Genomic DNA, 16416 nt, shown 5'->3' with positions numbered 1-16416 from the left:
TATCGGTTATTTGGTTTGTTAAAGAGCGGGCTGACTTCGTTTCGTTGCGTCGTCAGCAGAGGAGGCGAACTATACCCACCAGCCTTACCCCCGTCAACACCCGAAACCGCAAAAAGTGCAACGAATTCGACAAGTCATTGATCTGCAAAGCCACCAGAATCACTGAAACGCCCCGTCACACAGCCACTCTGCGATGAACATCGCCCCATCATGCCGCCAACTACAGGTGCCCCGCCCCGGATTTCGCGATTTTTACCGGATTGTATGGTGAATGTTTTGACAATGAATCCAAGATAACAATAATATAAATGCGAATAGTTCTTATAACTACCAGCAAATACTTTATGGAACACCGTGCTTTCCACTATGGCGCCCTGACTGTGATCGGTGCGGCGCACTTGGGGCTGCTACTGCTGACCCCCAGCCACGCCACACCGGTAACACCCCCGGTGCTGCTCCCCATCGAGATGGTAAGCATTAACGATGCGCCGCAGCCGGCCCCGGCGGCGGTGCAGCCTCGCGTCACACCGGCGAAACCCAAGCCGCTCAAGACCCAGCCTACCCCGCTCAAGCCAACGCTGGCACCCAACGTACCGCGCCAGCTGGCGAGCAATGCCCCCAGTGTGCAGGCGCAGAGCCAGCCGGCGCCGACGCCGCCCAGCAGCAACACCACCGCCGCCAGCACCGACAGTGCGGCCAACGTTGAGCGCACCGCCGCGCCGGAAAAGGTCGCCGTCACCCCGCCGTCCTACGAGAAGGGTGGCTATCTGAACAATCCGAAGCCGGAATACCCGCCGCTGTCGCTGGAGCTGGGCGAGGAAGGCACCGTGTTCCTGCGCATCTCGGTGAACACCAGCGGACGGGCTACCGCGGTCAGCGTGGCCCGCTCCAGCGGCTTCCCGCGGCTGGACAGTTCCGCGCGCCGCGCCGCCGCCGGCTGGCGCTACAGCCCGGCCATGCGCGGCGATGAGCCGATCGATGACACCTTTACCGCCCCGATCAAATTCGTCCTTCCAAACAAGACTAAAGCCTGAACATGAACCTGATGCACACCTTCGAACAGGGCGACGCCATTCTGGTGTCGGTTTTCCTGAGCCTGATCCTGATGTCGGTACTGACCTGGTACTTCATCGTGCTGCGCGGCTGGCGCGCCTGGCGCACCCTGCGCCTGAACCGACAATCCGAAAGCCAGCTGTGGGCCGCCGACAGCTGGAAACAGGCGGAAGGTGAATTGACCGCCACGCCGGCCCCGGTGTCGGCGCTGCTACGCGACGGTCTGGCGGCACTGCGCCAGTACCAGCAGCACAGCAGCAGCGCGCTGGGCCAGGCATGCTCGCTGGACGACTACCTGACCCGCGCACTGCGCAAACGGCTGTCGCAGGAACAACAGAAGCTGGAAGGCGGCATGACGGTGCTGGCCACCATCGGCTCCACCGCACCGTTCATCGGCCTGTTCGGCACCGTGTGGGGCATCTACCACGCGCTGGTGAACATCGGCGCCCAGGGCCAGGTGTCGATCGCCACCGTGTCCGGCCCGATCGGCGAGGCGCTGATCGCCACCGCCGCCGGTCTGGCCGCCGCCATTCCGGCGGTACTGGCCTACAACACCTTCACCCGCCTGAACCGGGTAATCAACCAGGAAATGGACCACTTCACCCATGACCTGCATGCCCACCTGCTGACCCACGGAGGCAACGATGGCGTTCGGTAGTTTTGACAAGGGCGCCGATGCGCCGATGTCCGAGATCAACACCACGCCGCTGGTGGACGTGATGCTGGTACTGCTGGTGGTGTTCATCATTACCGCGCCGCTGCTGACCAACGCGGTGCAGGTCAACCTGCCGCAGGCCAGCGCCGCGCAGCATGAAGAGAAGCCGGAGGCGATCCGCCTGGCCATCAATGCCGATGGCAAGCTGTTCTGGAACGATCTGCCGATCGAGCCGGGTCGGCTGAAGAGCCGCTTTGCCGAAGCCGCCACCGCCAACGCCGCGGTGGAACTGCACCTGCGCGCCGACAAGGCGGTGCGCTACGAGGTGGTGGCCACCACCCTGGCCGCGGCGCAAGGCAGCGGCATCAACCGCATCGGCTTCGTCACCGAAGCCCAGTAATTCCCCAGCCCTTTCCCCCGCCGTGCGGCCCACCCAGGTTGGCCGCAGGGGGAGGCTTTTGCCCGTTTTTACGCACAACGACACATTAGACATATGAAAAAGACCGCTTCCATCGTTGCCACCCAGAGCGCGCCCAAGCGCCTGCCGCACACCATGCTCGCCAGCATGCTGGCCGCCAGCCTGGCACCGGGCCTGGCCATCGCCGCCGATGCCAGCACCACCGCCAGCAGCGACAGCAGCACCACGCTGGAAACCGTGGTGGTGACCGGCGAACAACCCAAGCGCGGCAGCTACCAGGCCGGCACCACCACCCTGGGCAAGCAGAAGCAGGCGTTGAAGGATGTACCGCAGGCGGTATCGGTCATCACCCGTCAGCTGATGGAAGACCAGGGCGACGTGAACCTGAAGGACGTGCTGAAGAACGTGTCCGGCATCAGCTTCGCCGCCGGTGAAGGCGGTCGCAGCGGCGACCAGGTCTACCTGCGCGGCTTTGCCATGTTTGCCGACACCTACCGCGATGGCCAGCGCGATGTGGCGCAGTACAACCGCGATCCGTTCAATGACGAAAAAATCGAAGTGCTGAAGGGCGCCAGCTCCATGCTGTTCGGCCGTGGTTCCACCGGCGGCGTGCTGAACCAGGTCAGCAAGACGCCGTTCGCCGGCGAACAGGTGGAAGTCACCGGCACCGTGGGCACCAACGATTTCTACCGCACCACCACCGACGTCAACCAGGCGCTGTCCGACACCAGCGCCATCCGCCTGAACATGATGGCGGTCAACGATGGCAGCCCGAACAACATCAGCGAAGCGGAGCGCTTCGGCTTTGCCCCGTCCATCGCCTTCGGCCTCGGCGAGCCCACCACCGTGGTGCTGTCGCACATGCGGCTGAAGGAAAACAACACCCCGATGCTGGGCGTGCCGTACAACCCCAACACCAACCAGCCGATCGACGTGCCGCTGGACCGCTTCTACGGCCTGCAGGGCATGAGCAGCGAAGACATCACCAGCGATATCAGCACCGCCCGCGTCACCCACAAGCTGGATGCCAATAACGAGATCAGCAGCCAGCTGCGCGTAGCGCGCTACGACCGCTGGCTGGTCACCAGCCAGCCGCAGCTGCGCAACAGCACCAATACCGGCGGTATCAGCGCCGGCACCGCCGTCACCGACGACACCCTGCTGCGCTATTCCGGCAAGAACCGCGGCTCGCTGAACGAAGTGCAGGCGCTGACCACCGACTACACCGGCAAATTCGCCACCGGCGACCTGCGCCACAACCTGCTGGCCGGCGTGGAGTTCGTGCGCGAAACCCAGGACGCCTTCACCATCACCGCCAACAGCAGCATCACCAACCTGACCACCACCGTGGGCGACCCGAGCAGCATCAGCTACACCGGCAGCTACAGCGAATCGCCGTCCAACAGCTATGTCACCCGCAACCTGGCCGCCTACCTGACCGACACCGTCGAGCTAGGCGCCAACTGGAAAGTGATGGGTGGCGTGCGCATGGACACGCTGGAAGGCAACTACAAGAGCTACAGCAACGGCAGCGTCAGCCGCACCAACACCCGCGACGACAAAGGCCTGAGCTACCGCACCGGCCTGATCTGGCAGCCGACCAACGAGTCCAGCTACTACCTGGGCTACAGCAGCCTGCTGAACCCGTCCGGCGAGGCCTACCAGTTCGACGTCAACAGCGGCACCGGCACCGACAAGCTGAAGGCCGAGCGCAACAACCACTACGAGCTGGGCGCCAAGTGGGACCTGGCCGACGGCGATGCCACCCTGCGCGCCGCCATCTTCCGCACCGTGAAGCTGTACGAGCGCAACACCGACGCGCTGTCGCCGGACATCAGCATCCTGTACGCCAAGCGCCACACCAACGGTATCGAAGTGGAAGCCGCCGGCCGCCTGAGCGAACGCTGGGAACTGTTCGCCGGCGCCGCGCTGATGGACCCGAAGATCGACAAGGGCTGGAACTCCACCACCAACACCGAAACCAGCGTCAACACCGGTGCGGTGCCGAAGTACACGCCGAAACGCACCGCCAACCTGTGGGCCACCTATAAGGTGGACGAGAACATCCGTGCCGGTGTCGGCGCCTACTACGCCGCCAAGCGCTTTGCCGCCGACGGCAGCACCGATCAGTCCAAGACCAACTACCTGCCGGCCTATGTGCGCTACGACGCCATGCTGGCCTACGAAGCGCGCAAGTACAGCGTGAAACTCAACGTCAACAACCTCACCAATGTGAAGTACTACGACTCGGCGTACAGCGGCCATGCCTCCGCCGCCGCGCCGCGCGAGTACCAGCTCACCGTCGGCTACAAGTACTAAGCCGCGTGCCTTGCGGCCAACCTGGGCAACAGCAAAGGTTGGCCGCAAGGCCGTTTTGGCGATGATGGCAGCGCCATCGCCAAAACGCTGGCAGGATGCACCACCCCATCTTGCGCGTCTGCCAACCCGTTTTGCTCAGGAATCCCCATGCTGCTGCACATCCCCGAAGTACTGACCCGCGAAGAACTGGCCCACGCCCGCATGCTGCTGGCCAATGCCGACTGGCAGGACGGCCGCGCCACCGCCGGCCACCAGGCCATCGACGTCAAACGCAACCTGCAACTGCCGGCCACCGGCGACACCGCCCGCGAGCTGGCGGCGCTGGTGCAGCGCGCGCTGGCGCGCCAGCCGCTGTTCATGTCGGCGGCGCTGCCCAAGGTGGTGATGACGCCGATGTTCAACTGCTACCAGCGCGGCATGACCTACGGCGACCACGTCGACAACGCGGTACGCAGCGACCCGCTCACCGGCCAGTACGTGCGCACCGACGTCTCCAGCACGCTGTTCTTCAGCGAGCCGCACGAATACGAAGGCGGCGAACTGGTGGTGGAGGACACCTACGGCAGCCACCGCGTGAAACTGCCGGCCGGCGATCTGATCGTCTATCCGTCCACCAGCCTGCACCGCGTCGAGCCGGTGCACAGCGGCGCGCGGCTGGCCTCGTTCATGTGGACGCAGAGCATGGTGCGCGACGATGCGCAGCGCGCGCTGCTGTTCGAGATGGACATGGCCATCATCAGCCTGCGGGAAAAGGTGGGCAACTGCCAGGAACTGGTGACGCTGACTGCCAGCTACCACAACCTGCTGCGGCAGTGGGCGGAGCTGTAACGCCAGACGTTGGCCGCACGGGCAAAAAAAACCCCGCCGGACATAGCCGGCGGGTCACCGTGGGACAGAGCAAAACCCTGATAATCAGGATTTACAGCCAGTTGGCAGCACGCTGCCAACCGTCGGGTACTGCGTAGCAGCCGGCAGGCAGACCATGCCCGTGACAGTTCGGCTACTGCACACCACCCTACCGCGCCCCCGTTGCCGGGAGGGGTTCTTGCGGCGACCTTGCGGTCGCGCATTCCTGCATCGCTGCTGCCAGGCGGCAACAGCCGATAATTCGGGCATCCAGTATCTGCGTAAAGCAGAACCGATACCAGCAAAACTTGCATCCTTGCAATCAGCTGTCGTGCCGTTGCGGCAGCGGCACAGCACCGCAACAGACTACGGCTGGCGGCGGAAGTTGCATCCACCAGCACAAAGCCTACCAGCCCAAGCTTTCTGTTTGCTTACAAGCCGGCACCAACCGGCATCCGCCCGCGGCAGCCATGCCACAAACCACATTAAATGCGCGTTTTAATTGCCCAGTCTATTTCCATGAGCATATTGCATTGCTGGATTGTGTTAAGTCTTGATACAAAACAGTACAATGCTGCGCCACAGAAAATTTAACGTGCTATTGCAGCAAGGATTTTTGCCATGACTCGCGCAAGCTTACCCAGCGGCCCCAAGATTGACAAAGCATTCTTACGCATGTTTACCATGCAAAAAAATCATGGGATATATGCAATGAAATTGCCGCCGCTGAATGCCCTGCGCGTGTTCCTGGTTGCCGCCGAGCAGCACTCGTTCACCAAGGCCGGAGAAACCCTGCACCTGACCCAGGGCGCGGTGAGCCGCCATATCCAGACCCTGGAGGCGCACTACGGCCTGCCGCTGTTCGTGCGCCAGGCGCGCGGCTTGGCCTTGACGCCGGAAGGCGCCGCGCTGCTGCCGGCGGTGCGCGACGCCTTTGCCCGCATCGAGGCCGCCAGCGACGCCATCTCGCGCCGCTCGCGCGAGCTGCGGGTCAAGGCCAGCCCGTCGATCGCCTCGCGCTGGGTGCTGCCCAAGCTCACCCGTTTCCGCAACCTGCACCCGGAGCTGACGGTGTTCCTGGTTACCGTCACCGCCTTCGACCCCAACTTCAAGAGCCGCGAGTACGACATCTCGTTCCAGGCCAGCATCAGCAAGGAACCGGGGCTGATCTACCACCGCCTGCGCAGCGCGCGCTTCGTGCCGGTGGCGTCGCCGTCGCTGTTCCAGGGCAAGCCGCTGCCCACGCCGGCCGAGTTCCGCAACTACCCGCTGCTGCACCCGTCGCACGAGGACCCGTTCTGGGCGGAGTGGTTCGCGCTGGCCGGCGAAAGCGCCGGCGGCAACCCGGAAGCCTACGCCTTCGACACCCTGGACCTGGCCATCGTCGCCGCCAGCCGCGGCATGGGCATCACCCTGGCCGAGGAAAGCATGATCGCCGACGACCTGGCCGGCGGCACGCTGCTGCAGCTGTCGGACATCGCGCTGGTCACCGACTGGGCCTACTACCTGATCTACCCGCAGGAACTGGCCACCCTGCCCAGCGTGATCGCCTTCCGCGACTGGGCGCTGGCCGAGTTCAGCGACACGCCGCCCGCCGCCTCCTGACGCGGCGGCAGCGCGCACGGCACAAGGCCCGGCATTGCCGGGCCTTGTCGTTTGCTGCGGCCAACCTTGTCTCAGGCGTCCGCGTGCGCCACCGCCGGCTTGCGCCAGCGCGCGGCCAGGCCGTCGAACCACAGGTACAGCACCGGGGTGATGTACAGCGTCACCAGCTGCGAGAACAGCAGGCCGCCCACCACCGCCACCCCCAGCGGCTGGCGCAGCTCGGCGCCGGCACCCAGCGCCAGCGCGATCGGCAGCGCGCCCATCATCGCCGCCAAGGTGGTCATCAGGATCGGCCGCAGCCGCAGCAGGCAGGCGCTGCGGATGGCGTCGTACGGCGCCATGCCCTGCTCGCGCTGCGCCACCAGCGCGAAGTCGATCATCATGATGGCGTTCTTCTTGACGATGCCGATCAGCATCAGGATGCCGATGCCGGCGATGATGGTCAGCTCCTGCCCCATCAGCATCAGCGCCCCCAGCGCGCCCATCGCCGCCGACGGCAGGCCGGCGAGGATGGTCAGCGGGTGGATGTAGCTCTCGTACAGCACCCCCAGCAGCACGTAGATCACCACCAGCGCCACCAGGAACAGCGTGTTCTGGCTGCTCTGCGATTCGGCGAACGCCGCTGCGTCGCCGGCATAGCTGGTGAACACGCTGGCCGGCAGCGCGATGTCCTGCTGGATCGCCTTCAGGTGCTGCTCCACCTCGCCCAGCACCACCCCCGGCGGCAGGTTGAACGACAGCGTCACCGCCGGCAGCTGGCCCTGGTGGCTGACCGACACCGGCCCCACCGTGCGGCGCACGCTGGCGATGCTGGACAGCGGCAGCAGCGTGTTGTCGCTGCCGCGCACATACAGCCGGGTGAGGTCGAACTCGTTGATGCGGTAGGCGGCGTCCAGCTGCAGCAGCACCGAATAGCTGTCGGCGGCGGTGTAGATGGTGGCCACCTGGCGCTGGCCGAAGGCGGTGTACAGCGCGGTGCGGATGCTCTGCATGCCCACCCCCAGTTGCGCCGCCTTGTCGCGGTCGATCACCAGCTCGGCCTGCAGGCCCTTGCGCTGCGCATCGCTGCTCACGTCCTGGAACATCGCATCGGCCCGCATGCCGCGCTCCAGCTTGTCGGCCCAGTCATACAGGCTGGCGGCATCCACGCTCTGCAGTACGTACTGGTAGCGGCTCTTGCTGGCACGCCCGCCCAGGCGCAGGTTCTGCACCGGGGTCAGGAACACGCTCAGGCCGTTGACCTTGCGCAGATCCTTGCGCAGCGCCTCCACCACCTGCTGCACGTCGGGACGTTGGCCGCGCGGCTTGAGGGTGACGAACATGCGCCCGCCGCTGTCGCTGATCGACGAGGTGATCGCTGCTACGTGCGGGCTGTGCTGCACGATGTCGGCGGCGCGCGCCTGCAAGGCGGCCAGCCGGTCGTAGGACACATCCTGCGCCACCTCGGTGTTCACCGTGATCTGGCCGGTGTCCTCCACCGGGAAGAAGCCCTTGGGAATCACGCTGAACAGCCACGCCGAGCCGGCCACCGTGCCCAGCGCCAGCAGCAGGGTGAAGCGGCGATGATGCAGCGCCAGGTCCAGCGTGCGCTCGTAGCCGGCCAACAGCGCGTTGAAGCCGCGCTCGAACAGCCGGGTGATGCCATGGCCCTGCCCGGCGCCGGCATGGTGCGGCATGTGCTCGGCGCGCAGGAAGCGCGACGCCAGCAGCGGGATCAGCGTCAGCGACACCAGCGCCGACACCAGCACCGCCAGCGTCACCACCACCGCGAACTCGTGGAACAGCAGGCCGATCACGCCGCCCATGTAGAAGATGGGGATGAAGATCGCCACCAGCGACAGCGAGATGCTGATGATGGTGAAGCCGATCTCGCGCGAGCCGCGCAGCGCCGCCGCCAGCGGCTTCTCGCCCTGCTCCATGTAGCGCACGATGTTTTCCAGCACCACGATGGCGTCGTCCACCACCAGCCCCACCGCCAGCGTCAGCCCCAGCAGCGAGATGTTGTCGATGGAATAACCCAGCAGATACATCAGCCCCATGGTGCCGATCAGCGAGATCGGCAGCGTCAGCGCCGGAATCACCGTCGCCGCCAGCCGCTGCAGGAACATGAAGATCACCATGATCACCAGCGCCACCGTCAGCAGCAGCGTCAAGTTCACGTCATGCACTGCCTCGCGGATCGAGGTGGAACGGTCGGACATCGGCGCCAGCCGCACCGAGCCGGGCAGCTGCGCCGACAGCTTGGGCAACATGCTGCGGATGGCGTCCACCACCGCCACGGTGTTGGCATCCGACTGGCGAAACACCGCCAGCACGATGGAGCGCTCGCCGTTCACCCAGCTGCCGGTCTTCAGGTTCTCGATGCTGTCTTCCACCCGGGCCACGTCGGCCAGGCGCACCACCTTGTCACCGTTGCGGCCAACCGCCAGCCGCGCGAACTCGGCGGCATTGCGATACTGGCTGTCGCTCTGCACCGTCAGCACCTGGGCGCGGCCTTCCAGCGTGCCCAGCGGCGTGTTGCCGTTGGCCGCACGCAGCACGGTGGCCACCTCGTCCAGCGTCAGATTGCGGGCAGCCAGCTTCTGCGGATCGGCCTGCACCCGCACCGCGTAGCGCTTCTGGCCGAAGATCTGCACCTGCGCCACGCCGTTGATGGTGGACAGCGTCGGCGACACTAGGTTGTCGGCGTAGTCGTTCAGCTCGGTCAGCGACAGCGCCGGCGAATTCAGCGCCAGCAGCAGAATCGGCGCATCGGCCGGGTTCACCTTGCGGTACGACGGCATGCTGGTCATCTCGGTCGGCAGGCTGCGCTGCGCGCGCAGCAGCGCGGCCTGCACGTCCAGCGCCGCGCCGTCCAGGCTGCGGCCGGAGACGAACTCCAGCGTCACCGAGGTGCTGCCCAGCGTGCTGTTGGAGCTGATTACCGCCACCCCGGGAATGGTGGCGAACTGTTTTTCCAGCGGCGTGGCCACCGAGGTGGCCATGGTTTCCGGGCTGGCGCCCGGCAGGCTGGCCGACACGTTGATGGTGGGCGTTTCATAGCTGGGCAGTGCGGCGATCGGCAGGCGCCCCATCGCCAGCAGGCCGCCGACGATCAGCGACAGGCTCAGCAGCACCGTCATCACCGGACGGCGGATGCACAGTTCGGAAATATTCATCACTGCGCTCCGCTGGCCGGCCGCCGCCCGGCGGCGTTAACGTTGGCCGCAGCGCCGCAACCGGCCGGCGCACCCTTGCCGCCGCGCGGTGTCGCACCCGCCGCGGCACTGGCCGCGTAGTTGCCGGCCGCCTTGGCCGCCGGCTTGCGCGGCGGCAGCGGCTGCACCGTCTCGCCCGGACGCACGTTCTGGCCGCCGCTGACGATCACCTTCACCCCCGGCTGGATGCCGCGCACGATGGCCTGCTCGTTGGCGATGCCCAGCAGCGTCAGCGGCACCGGCTGCGCCTTGTTGTCGGCGCCCACCGCGTAGGCGAACTGGCCGTCCGGGCCGGTGATCAGCCCGGCCACCGGCAGCGCCGCCGCATCGCGGTATTGCCCGGCCTGCAGCTGCACGCTGACGAACTGCCCCGGCCACAGCGCGGCATCGCGGTTGTCGAAGCGCGCCTTCAGCAGCACGTTGCCGCTGGCGCTGTCCACCGCGCTGTCGATGAAGCTCAGCTCGCCCTGGCGGCAGACGCTGCCGTCACCGCTGTGCGCCAGCACCGCCAGCGGCGCCGCCGCCTGCGCCTGGCGCACCGCCGTCAGCTGTTGTTCCGGCAGGGTGAAGCTCACCATCACCGGGTTCATGCGGGTGATGGTCAGCACCGGCTCGGCCATGCCGGTGGTCACCAGCGCGCCCGGCGCCAGGCTGATGGCGCCGATGCGGCCGGCCACCTGCGCGCGCAGCTGTTTCTGCTGCAGCGCCACCTGCGCGGCCTGGATCTGCGCGCGGTCGGACGCCAGCGTGGCGCGGCGGCTGTCGGCGGTGGCCTGCAGCGTATCCAGCGCGCTTTGCGAGATGAACTGCTGCCGCAGCAGGTCGCGGCCGCGCGCCAGCTCGCGCTCGGCGCTGGTCAGCTGCGCCTGGTCGCTGGCCAGCTGCGCCCGCGCCTTGGCCAGCGCCGCCAGCTCGCTGGCGTCGTCCAGCTGCACCAGCAGCTGCCCCGGCTGCACCATGCTGCCCTCGGTCACCAGCAGCCGCGCCACCACGCCGTTGGCCTGCGGCCGCAGCTCCACCCGCTCCAGCGCGGTAACGCTACCGTTGGCCGTCAGCACCACCGGCTGCTGGCTGGCCCGCACCGTGGCCAGTTGCACCGCCGTGGCCCGCTTGGCGCGGGCCTGCTCGCCAGCCGGCGGCTGCCGGGCACCCTGCCACCACACCCCGGCGGCCAGCGCCGCCACCAATGCGCTACCGATCACCATCTTCTTGTTCATTGCCGTCGTTCTGCGTCAACACGATTTTCGATCCTGCAAGCCTAACCAATTCCAGCGGCAAGCATGTGACCAAGTTGATTAATGAGTATGAATGTCTGGCGGCGCAAAACCATGGCCGCCGGCAGCGCACAAAACAAAAGCGGCCCCGTAGGGCCGCTTCATGCGCGGGAGGCTGCCGGCGGGCAGCCGGCGCTTATTTCTTGCTGTCGTCGACATGCTGCTGCAGCAGCTTGCCCAGCAGCGGGTTGTCCAGCTTCTTGCCGTCCTTGGCATTGGAATCCTTGCCGAAGCGGTCCGGCGAGCCGGCCTTGCGCAGGTTCTCGCGTACTTTCACCGCCTCGAAACGGTTCAGATCGTAGAAGTTGATCGGCATGGAAGGCTCCTGAATGGCAAAGCGCGGCAGTATGCGCTGCGACGCCGGGGCTGTCCAGAAAAAACCGTTGCGAAAACAGACAGTTAATCGCCATGCGCGGCTTGAATTTCTTGCTGCGCGGCACAAATACTATGTTTGTCATGTCGATGCGTCTTTAATGGACAGGTAGCAACCACCTCAAGGAGTGCACTATGAGCTTGTTTGATCAACTGGGCGGCCTGCTGGGCGGCGAAGGCAACGGCGGGCTGCTGCAGAGCGCGCAGACACTGCTGAACGACAACGGCGGCGTGTCCGGGCTGGTGGAGAAATTCCAGCAGGGCGGGCTGGGCGAGATCGTGTCGTCGTGGGTCGGCACCGGCGACAACCTGGCGATCAGCGCCGAGCAGATCCAGTCGGTGCTGGGCAACGAGCAGATCGCCGGCCTGGCCGCCAAGCTGGGGCTGGACAGCAACCAGGTGGCGCAGCAGGTGGCCGAGCACCTGCCGACGCTGATCGACCGCCTGACGCCGAACGGCGAAGTGCCGCAGGGCAACGATCTGCTGTCGCAGGGCGCCAGCCTGCTGGGCGGGCTGTTCGGCAAGTCCTGAACGCCGGCGCAGCACAACAAGGCGGCCTATGGCCGCCTTTTGTTTTGCCTGCCCGCCAGCCGCAGCCGGCTGGCGGCCAACCTTTCCGCGCCGGCCAGCGCTTTCAGCCGCCGCTGCCCAGGTAATCGGCCTTGCCCAGCGGCACGCCGTTGTGGCGCAGGATGTCGTAGGCGGTGGTGAGGTGGAAGTAGAAATTGGGCAGCACGAAGCCCTGCAGGTAGTCCAGGCCGTTGAAGGTCATGCTCTGGTGCGGAAACTTCAGCACGATGTCGCGGCTTTCGCTGCCGTCGAACTGCGCCGGCGGCAGGCCCTGCAGGAACAGCACGGTGCGGGCGATGCGCTGCTGCAGCTCCTCGAAACTGCTCTCGCTATCGGCAAAGCTGGGAATCTCCACCCCGGCCAGCCGCGCGCCGCAGCCCTTGGCGGTGTCCGATACCACCTGCACCTGGCGCAACAGCGGAAACATGTCCGGCGCCAGCCGCGCCTGCAGCAGCACCGCCGCGTCGAAGCGGCGCTCCTCGGCATTCAGCAGCGCCTTGTTGAGAATGGCGGACAGATTGGCCAGCCCGTGCAACAGCGGCGGCACGGCGGCCTGATACATCGACAGCGACATGGTGCGTCTCCCGGCAGGGTGCAGCGGCCAGGGTTGGCCGCAGGAACAACCTCACCATAGCCGATGGCGGGCGGAAGCACAGCCGTACTTGCGCTGCCTCAGCCGGCGCTGTCGTCGCCCTTGCGCTTGCGGCCGCGCTTGCCCTGCTGCGCCAGCGCCTGGGCGCGGTACCACGCCTCCAGCGCCTCCTCTGCATTCAGGATGTGCTGGCGCAGAAACGCCGCCGCACTGATGGCGTCCTTCTGCTTGCAGAATGCCAGCAGCTGGCTGTGCTCCTGGTGCGCGCGATCGCTGAAATCGGCCAGCAGGATCTGCATGCGGGTGTAGCGGTCGGTGCGGTTGTGCAGCTGCTCGATGATGGCCAGCGTCTGACCGCGGCCGGCGGCGCGGTACAGCGCCATATGAAACTGCGCGTTGAGGATGCCCCAGGCGCTGATGTCCTTGTCGCGCAGCGCCACTTCGAACTGCGCCAGCAGCGCCTCGGCCTCGGCAATGTCGGCGCTGCTCTGACGCGGAATCGCCTCCAGCAGCACGTCGCACTCCAGCAGCACCCGCACCCGCAGCAGCTCGACGATCTCCGGCAGCGACAGCTGCGACACCACCGCGCCCTTGTTCTCGATGATGTTGACCAGCCCTTCCGCCTCCAGCTGGCGCAGCGCCTCGCGGATCGGCACCCGGCTCATGCCCAGCTCACGCGACAGCGCTTCCTGCCGCAGCTGGCTGCCATCGGCCCACTCCCCGGCCAGGATGCGCTGGCGGATGGCCTCGGTGGCGACAACGGTAAGACTCTGCGGGGTTTCGGCGGCTTGGTTCATGGTGGTCTCTCGCAACGGCGGCGCTACCTTACCACAGCGCACGCGCGGTTTCAGGCGCGGCCGGGCAAGGTTGGCCGCAGGCCATGGTTATGGTGTCGCCGCGGCGGCCAACCCTGCCGCCGGCCGCGCGCTAAAAAAAAAGCCCCCGTCAGGCGGGGGCGACAGCATCACACACCGAGATAGGCGGTTTTTACCGTGGTATAGAACTCCGCCGCGTAGCGACCCTGCTCGCGCGGGCCGTGGCTGGAGCCTTTGCGGCCACCGAACGGCACGTGGTAGTCCACCCCGGCGGTGGGCAGGTTCACCATCACCATGCCGGCTTCGCTGTGGCGGCGGAAGTGGGTGGCCAGTGCCAGCGACTGGGTGCAGATGCCGGCGGCCAGGCCGAACGGGGTGTCGTTGGCGAGCCGGAGCGCGTGCTCGTAGTCGTCGGCGCGCAGCACCGCCGCCACCGGGCCGAAGATTTCCTCGCGGCTGATGCTCATCTGTGGCGTGCAGCCGGCAAACAGCGCCGGCGACTGGTAGTAGCCGCGCGTGGCCAGCTGCAGGCGCTCGCCGCCGCACAGCAGGCTGGCACCCGCGGCCAGACCCTGCTCCACGTAGCCGAGGTTGCCGGCCAGCTGCGCTTCGCTGGCCACCGGGCCGATCTGCGAGTCCGCCGCCAGCGCATTGCCCACCCGCAGCGCGGCAGTGCGTTCGACCAACCGGGCAACGAAGGCATCGTGGATACCGCTGCACACGATCAGCCGGCTGCTGGCGGTGCAGCGCTGGCCGGTGGAGTAGAACGCGCCGTTGATCGCGCATTCCACCGCCTGCTCCAGTTTGGCGTCGTCGGCAATCAGCAGCGGGTTCTTGCCGCCCATCTCCAGTTGCAGCTTGATACCGCGCGCCGCGCAGTCTGCGGCCAACCTCTGGCCGGTGGCCTGCGAGCCGGTGAAGCTCAGCGCGTCAATGCCGGCATCCAGCATGGCCGGGCCCAGCACGCGCCCCGCTCCCATTACCAGGTTGAACACGCCGGCCGGCAGGCCGGCGCGCTGCAGGATGTCGGCCAGTGCCCAGGCGGAGCCCGGCACCAGTTCCGCCGGCTTCATCACCACGGTGTTGCCGAAGGCCAGCGCCGGGGCGGCTTTCCACGCCGGAATGGCAATCGGGAAGTTCCACGGTGTGATCAGCCCCACCACGCCCACCGGCTCGCGGCTGATCAACACCTCCACGCCGGGACGCACCGAATCCAGCAGCTCGCCCTGCGGCCGCAGCGCCTCGCCGGCAAAGAACTTGAAGATATGCCCGGCGCGGGTCACCTCGCCGATGGCTTCCGGCAGCGTCTTGCCTTCCTCGCGCGCCAGCAGGGTGCCCAGCTCCTGCTTGCGGGCCAGGATCTCGCTGCCGGCGGCGTCCAGAATGTCGGCGCGCTGCTGCGGCGTGGTGCGCGACCAGGCCGGGAAGGCGGCGCGGGCGGCGGCGACCGCCTCGCGCATGTCGTCGGCAGAGGCGCTGGCGTATTCGCCCACCACGTCGTCGAGGTCGGAGGGGTTGCGGTTGACGATGGCAGGCTGGCCGCCGCGCCATTCGCCGTTGATGAGATTGCAATGCATGCTGACTCCTGCCGGCTGCCGGCCCATGCCGCCACAGCCGAAAAAAATCGCCCTCCCGCCACGGGCGGGAAGGCAGCGGTGCGGCAAGGGTTGGCCGCAACAAGATCAGAGAGAGGGAGTACTGCTGTGCAGGCTTAGACGGCCGGCAGCTGCGGGCGGGCTTCCAGGCCGGCCTTGATCACCGCGGCCACGCGCTCGCGTTCGGCGCCGGCCAGCGGCAGACGCGGGGCGCGTACATGCTCGGTGCCCACGCCGACCATGGCTTCACACAGCTTCAGGTTCTGTACCAGCTTCATCGACACATCCAGGTGCAGCAGCGGCGCGAACCAGCGGTAGATGGCGCGCGCTTCTTCCAGGCGGCCTGCCTTGGCCAGCTTGTAGATGGCCACGGTTTCTTTCGGGAACGCCACCACCAGTCCGGCTACCCAGCCGTCGGCGCCCATCACGATGCTTTCCAGTGCCAGGTCATCCACACCACTGAAGATAGCGAAGCGGCTGCCCACCGCATTGATCACATTGGTCAGGGTGCGGATGTCGCCGCTGGACTCCTTGATCGCCACGTATTTCGGCTCTTTCGCCATTTCTACGTACATTTCCGGGGTGATGTTCACGCCGTAAGCGATCGGGTTGTTGTAGATCATGATCGGCAGCGGGCTGGCATCGGCCACGCGCTGGTAGTGATTGATGGTTTCGCGCTCGTCGGACACGTAGCGCATGGCCGGCAGCAGCATGATGCCGTCGGCACCGGCAGCGTGCGCGGCCTGGGCCAGCGCGCAGGCGGCGCGGGTGCTGTCTTCGGCCACGGTCAGCAGCACCGGCTTGTTGCCGGCCACTTCCTTGGCGGCCTTCAGGATGGCGATCTTCTCGTCGGCGGTGAGGGTGGACGCCTCGCCCAGCGAGCCGCAGACGATGATGCCGTCGGCGCCGCATTCCAGCTGCCACTTGATGTGCTTCACGGTGCCGGCCAGATCCAGCGATTCGTCAGCGTTGAACTTGGTGGTAACGGCGGGGAAAACGCCAGTCCAGAGATGTGCCATGGTGTTGCTCCTTCAGGGGGTAGGGTGCAGCCGGATGCGCTGCGGTCCATTCCATGCTAGGGCTTTTTGAATACAAAACTCAATAG

14 protein-coding genes are annotated in these 16416 nt (G+C 66.4%); 7 read left to right on the top strand and 7 right to left on the bottom strand.

Going from position 1 to position 16416, the window contains the following annotated elements:
* Positions 1–344 precede the first annotated feature (344 nt).
* From ACFOLG_RS07985 to ACFOLG_RS07960, 6 genes are all read left to right on the top strand, one after another.
* Positions 345–1034 carry an energy transducer TonB gene (locus tag ACFOLG_RS07985; protein ID WP_386090505.1) on the top strand — a complete coding sequence of 230 codons (690 nt, stop codon included), beginning with the start codon at positions 345–347 and terminating at the stop codon, positions 1032–1034.
* Between the two features lie 2 nt (positions 1035–1036).
* Entirely contained in the window at positions 1037–1711 is a 675-nt protein-coding gene (locus tag ACFOLG_RS07980; protein ID WP_386090502.1) for a MotA/TolQ/ExbB proton channel family protein, read from the top strand.
* A complete protein-coding gene (locus tag ACFOLG_RS07975; RefSeq protein WP_386090499.1) occupies positions 1698–2108 on the top strand; it encodes an ExbD/TolR family protein in 411 nt (136 codons plus the stop codon). Before ACFOLG_RS07980 ends, ACFOLG_RS07975 begins: the two co-directional genes overlap by 14 nt.
* Before the next feature lie 93 nt (positions 2109–2201).
* Positions 2202–4445: a TonB-dependent receptor gene (locus tag ACFOLG_RS07970; RefSeq protein ID WP_386090497.1), complete on the top strand. Its 2244-nt coding sequence runs from the start codon at positions 2202–2204 to the stop codon at positions 4443–4445.
* Between the two features lie 147 nt (positions 4446–4592).
* Positions 4593–5273, top strand: a complete 681-nt coding sequence (locus ACFOLG_RS07965) for a Fe2+-dependent dioxygenase (RefSeq protein WP_386090494.1) — start codon at positions 4593–4595, stop codon at positions 5271–5273.
* Between the two features lie 729 nt (positions 5274–6002).
* Complete coding sequence (locus tag ACFOLG_RS07960; RefSeq protein ID WP_386090492.1) at positions 6003–6896, top strand: LysR substrate-binding domain-containing protein; 894 nt, start codon at positions 6003–6005, stop codon at positions 6894–6896.
* A gap of 71 nt (positions 6897–6967) precedes the next feature.
* Here ACFOLG_RS07960 and ACFOLG_RS07955 read toward each other — a convergent pair whose 3' ends face one another.
* The 3 genes from ACFOLG_RS07955 to ACFOLG_RS07945 form a co-directional block, all read right to left on the bottom strand.
* Positions 6968–10054 carry an efflux RND transporter permease subunit gene (locus tag ACFOLG_RS07955; protein ID WP_386090489.1) on the bottom strand — a complete coding sequence of 1029 codons (3087 nt, stop codon included), beginning with the start codon at positions 10052–10054 and terminating at the stop codon, positions 6968–6970.
* Positions 10054–11310 (bottom strand): efflux RND transporter periplasmic adaptor subunit, encoded by a 1257-nt coding sequence (locus ACFOLG_RS07950; protein ID WP_386090487.1) that lies wholly within the window; start codon positions 11308–11310, stop codon positions 10054–10056. The genes ACFOLG_RS07955 and ACFOLG_RS07950 overlap by 1 nt, the downstream gene beginning before the upstream one ends.
* Before the next feature lie 193 nt (positions 11311–11503).
* Positions 11504–11683, bottom strand: a complete 180-nt coding sequence (locus ACFOLG_RS07945; RefSeq protein WP_349591046.1) for a hypothetical protein — start codon at positions 11681–11683, stop codon at positions 11504–11506.
* A gap of 191 nt (positions 11684–11874) precedes the next feature.
* Here ACFOLG_RS07945 and ACFOLG_RS07940 point away from each other — a divergent pair, with 191 nt between their 5' ends.
* Positions 11875–12270, top strand: coding sequence for a YidB family protein (locus tag ACFOLG_RS07940; RefSeq protein WP_386090484.1), 396 nt, complete (start codon positions 11875–11877; stop codon positions 12268–12270).
* Between the two features lie 103 nt (positions 12271–12373).
* On the opposite strand, the gene ACFOLG_RS07935 is transcribed toward ACFOLG_RS07940, so the two are convergent.
* The 4 genes from ACFOLG_RS07935 to ACFOLG_RS07920 form a co-directional block, all read right to left on the bottom strand.
* A complete protein-coding gene (locus ACFOLG_RS07935) occupies positions 12374–12883 on the bottom strand; it encodes a DUF1993 domain-containing protein (protein ID WP_386090481.1) in 510 nt (169 codons plus the stop codon).
* Positions 12884–12981: 98 nt separating this feature from the next.
* A complete protein-coding gene (locus ACFOLG_RS07930) occupies positions 12982–13698 on the bottom strand; it encodes a GntR family transcriptional regulator (RefSeq protein ID WP_386090478.1) in 717 nt (238 codons plus the stop codon).
* A 167-nt stretch (positions 13699–13865) separates the two neighbouring features.
* Positions 13866–15293 carry an aldehyde dehydrogenase family protein gene (locus tag ACFOLG_RS07925; RefSeq protein WP_386090476.1) on the bottom strand — a complete coding sequence of 476 codons (1428 nt, stop codon included), beginning with the start codon at positions 15291–15293 and terminating at the stop codon, positions 13866–13868.
* A gap of 134 nt (positions 15294–15427) precedes the next feature.
* Positions 15428–16330 (bottom strand): dihydrodipicolinate synthase family protein, encoded by a 903-nt coding sequence (locus tag ACFOLG_RS07920; RefSeq protein WP_386090473.1) that lies wholly within the window; start codon positions 16328–16330, stop codon positions 15428–15430.
* Positions 16331–16416 lie beyond the last annotated feature (86 nt).

The sequence above is a fragment of the Vogesella facilis genome, from assembly GCF_042648525.1.
GTDB classification, from domain to species: Bacteria; Pseudomonadota; Gammaproteobacteria; order Burkholderiales; family Chromobacteriaceae; genus Vogesella; species Vogesella facilis.
This window is presented reverse-complemented; position numbering and strand designations above follow the sequence as displayed.

What these genes read in the sequence shown, in the direction of transcription:
- ACFOLG_RS07945 (WP_349591046.1), bottom strand. Translation starts at nt 11,683, where the DNA reads ATGCCGATCAACTTCTACGATCTGAACCGTTTCGAGGCGGTGAAAGTA.
- ACFOLG_RS07975 (WP_386090499.1), top strand. Translation starts at nt 1,698, where the DNA reads ATGGCGTTCGGTAGTTTTGACAAGGGCGCCGATGCGCCGATGTCCGAG.
- ACFOLG_RS07940 (WP_386090484.1), top strand. Translation starts at nt 11,875, where the DNA reads ATGAGCTTGTTTGATCAACTGGGCGGCCTGCTGGGCGGCGAAGGCAAC.
- ACFOLG_RS07930 (WP_386090478.1), bottom strand. Translation starts at nt 13,698, where the DNA reads ATGAACCAAGCCGCCGAAACCCCGCAGAGTCTTACCGTTGTCGCCACC.
- ACFOLG_RS07965 (WP_386090494.1), top strand. Translation starts at nt 4,593, where the DNA reads ATGCTGCTGCACATCCCCGAAGTACTGACCCGCGAAGAACTGGCCCAC.
- ACFOLG_RS07970 (WP_386090497.1), top strand. Translation starts at nt 2,202, where the DNA reads ATGAAAAAGACCGCTTCCATCGTTGCCACCCAGAGCGCGCCCAAGCGC.
- ACFOLG_RS07955 (WP_386090489.1), bottom strand. Translation starts at nt 10,054, where the DNA reads ATGAATATTTCCGAACTGTGCATCCGCCGTCCGGTGATGACGGTGCTG.
- ACFOLG_RS07935 (WP_386090481.1), bottom strand. Translation starts at nt 12,883, where the DNA reads ATGTCGCTGTCGATGTATCAGGCCGCCGTGCCGCCGCTGTTGCACGGG.
- ACFOLG_RS07920 (WP_386090473.1), bottom strand. Translation starts at nt 16,330, where the DNA reads ATGGCACATCTCTGGACTGGCGTTTTCCCCGCCGTTACCACCAAGTTC.
- ACFOLG_RS07985 (WP_386090505.1), top strand. Translation starts at nt 345, where the DNA reads ATGGAACACCGTGCTTTCCACTATGGCGCCCTGACTGTGATCGGTGCG.
- ACFOLG_RS07925 (WP_386090476.1), bottom strand. Translation starts at nt 15,293, where the DNA reads ATGCATTGCAATCTCATCAACGGCGAATGGCGCGGCGGCCAGCCTGCC.
- ACFOLG_RS07950 (WP_386090487.1), bottom strand. Translation starts at nt 11,310, where the DNA reads ATGAACAAGAAGATGGTGATCGGTAGCGCATTGGTGGCGGCGCTGGCC.
- ACFOLG_RS07960 (WP_386090492.1), top strand. Translation starts at nt 6,003, where the DNA reads ATGAAATTGCCGCCGCTGAATGCCCTGCGCGTGTTCCTGGTTGCCGCC.
- ACFOLG_RS07980 (WP_386090502.1), top strand. Translation starts at nt 1,037, where the DNA reads ATGAACCTGATGCACACCTTCGAACAGGGCGACGCCATTCTGGTGTCG.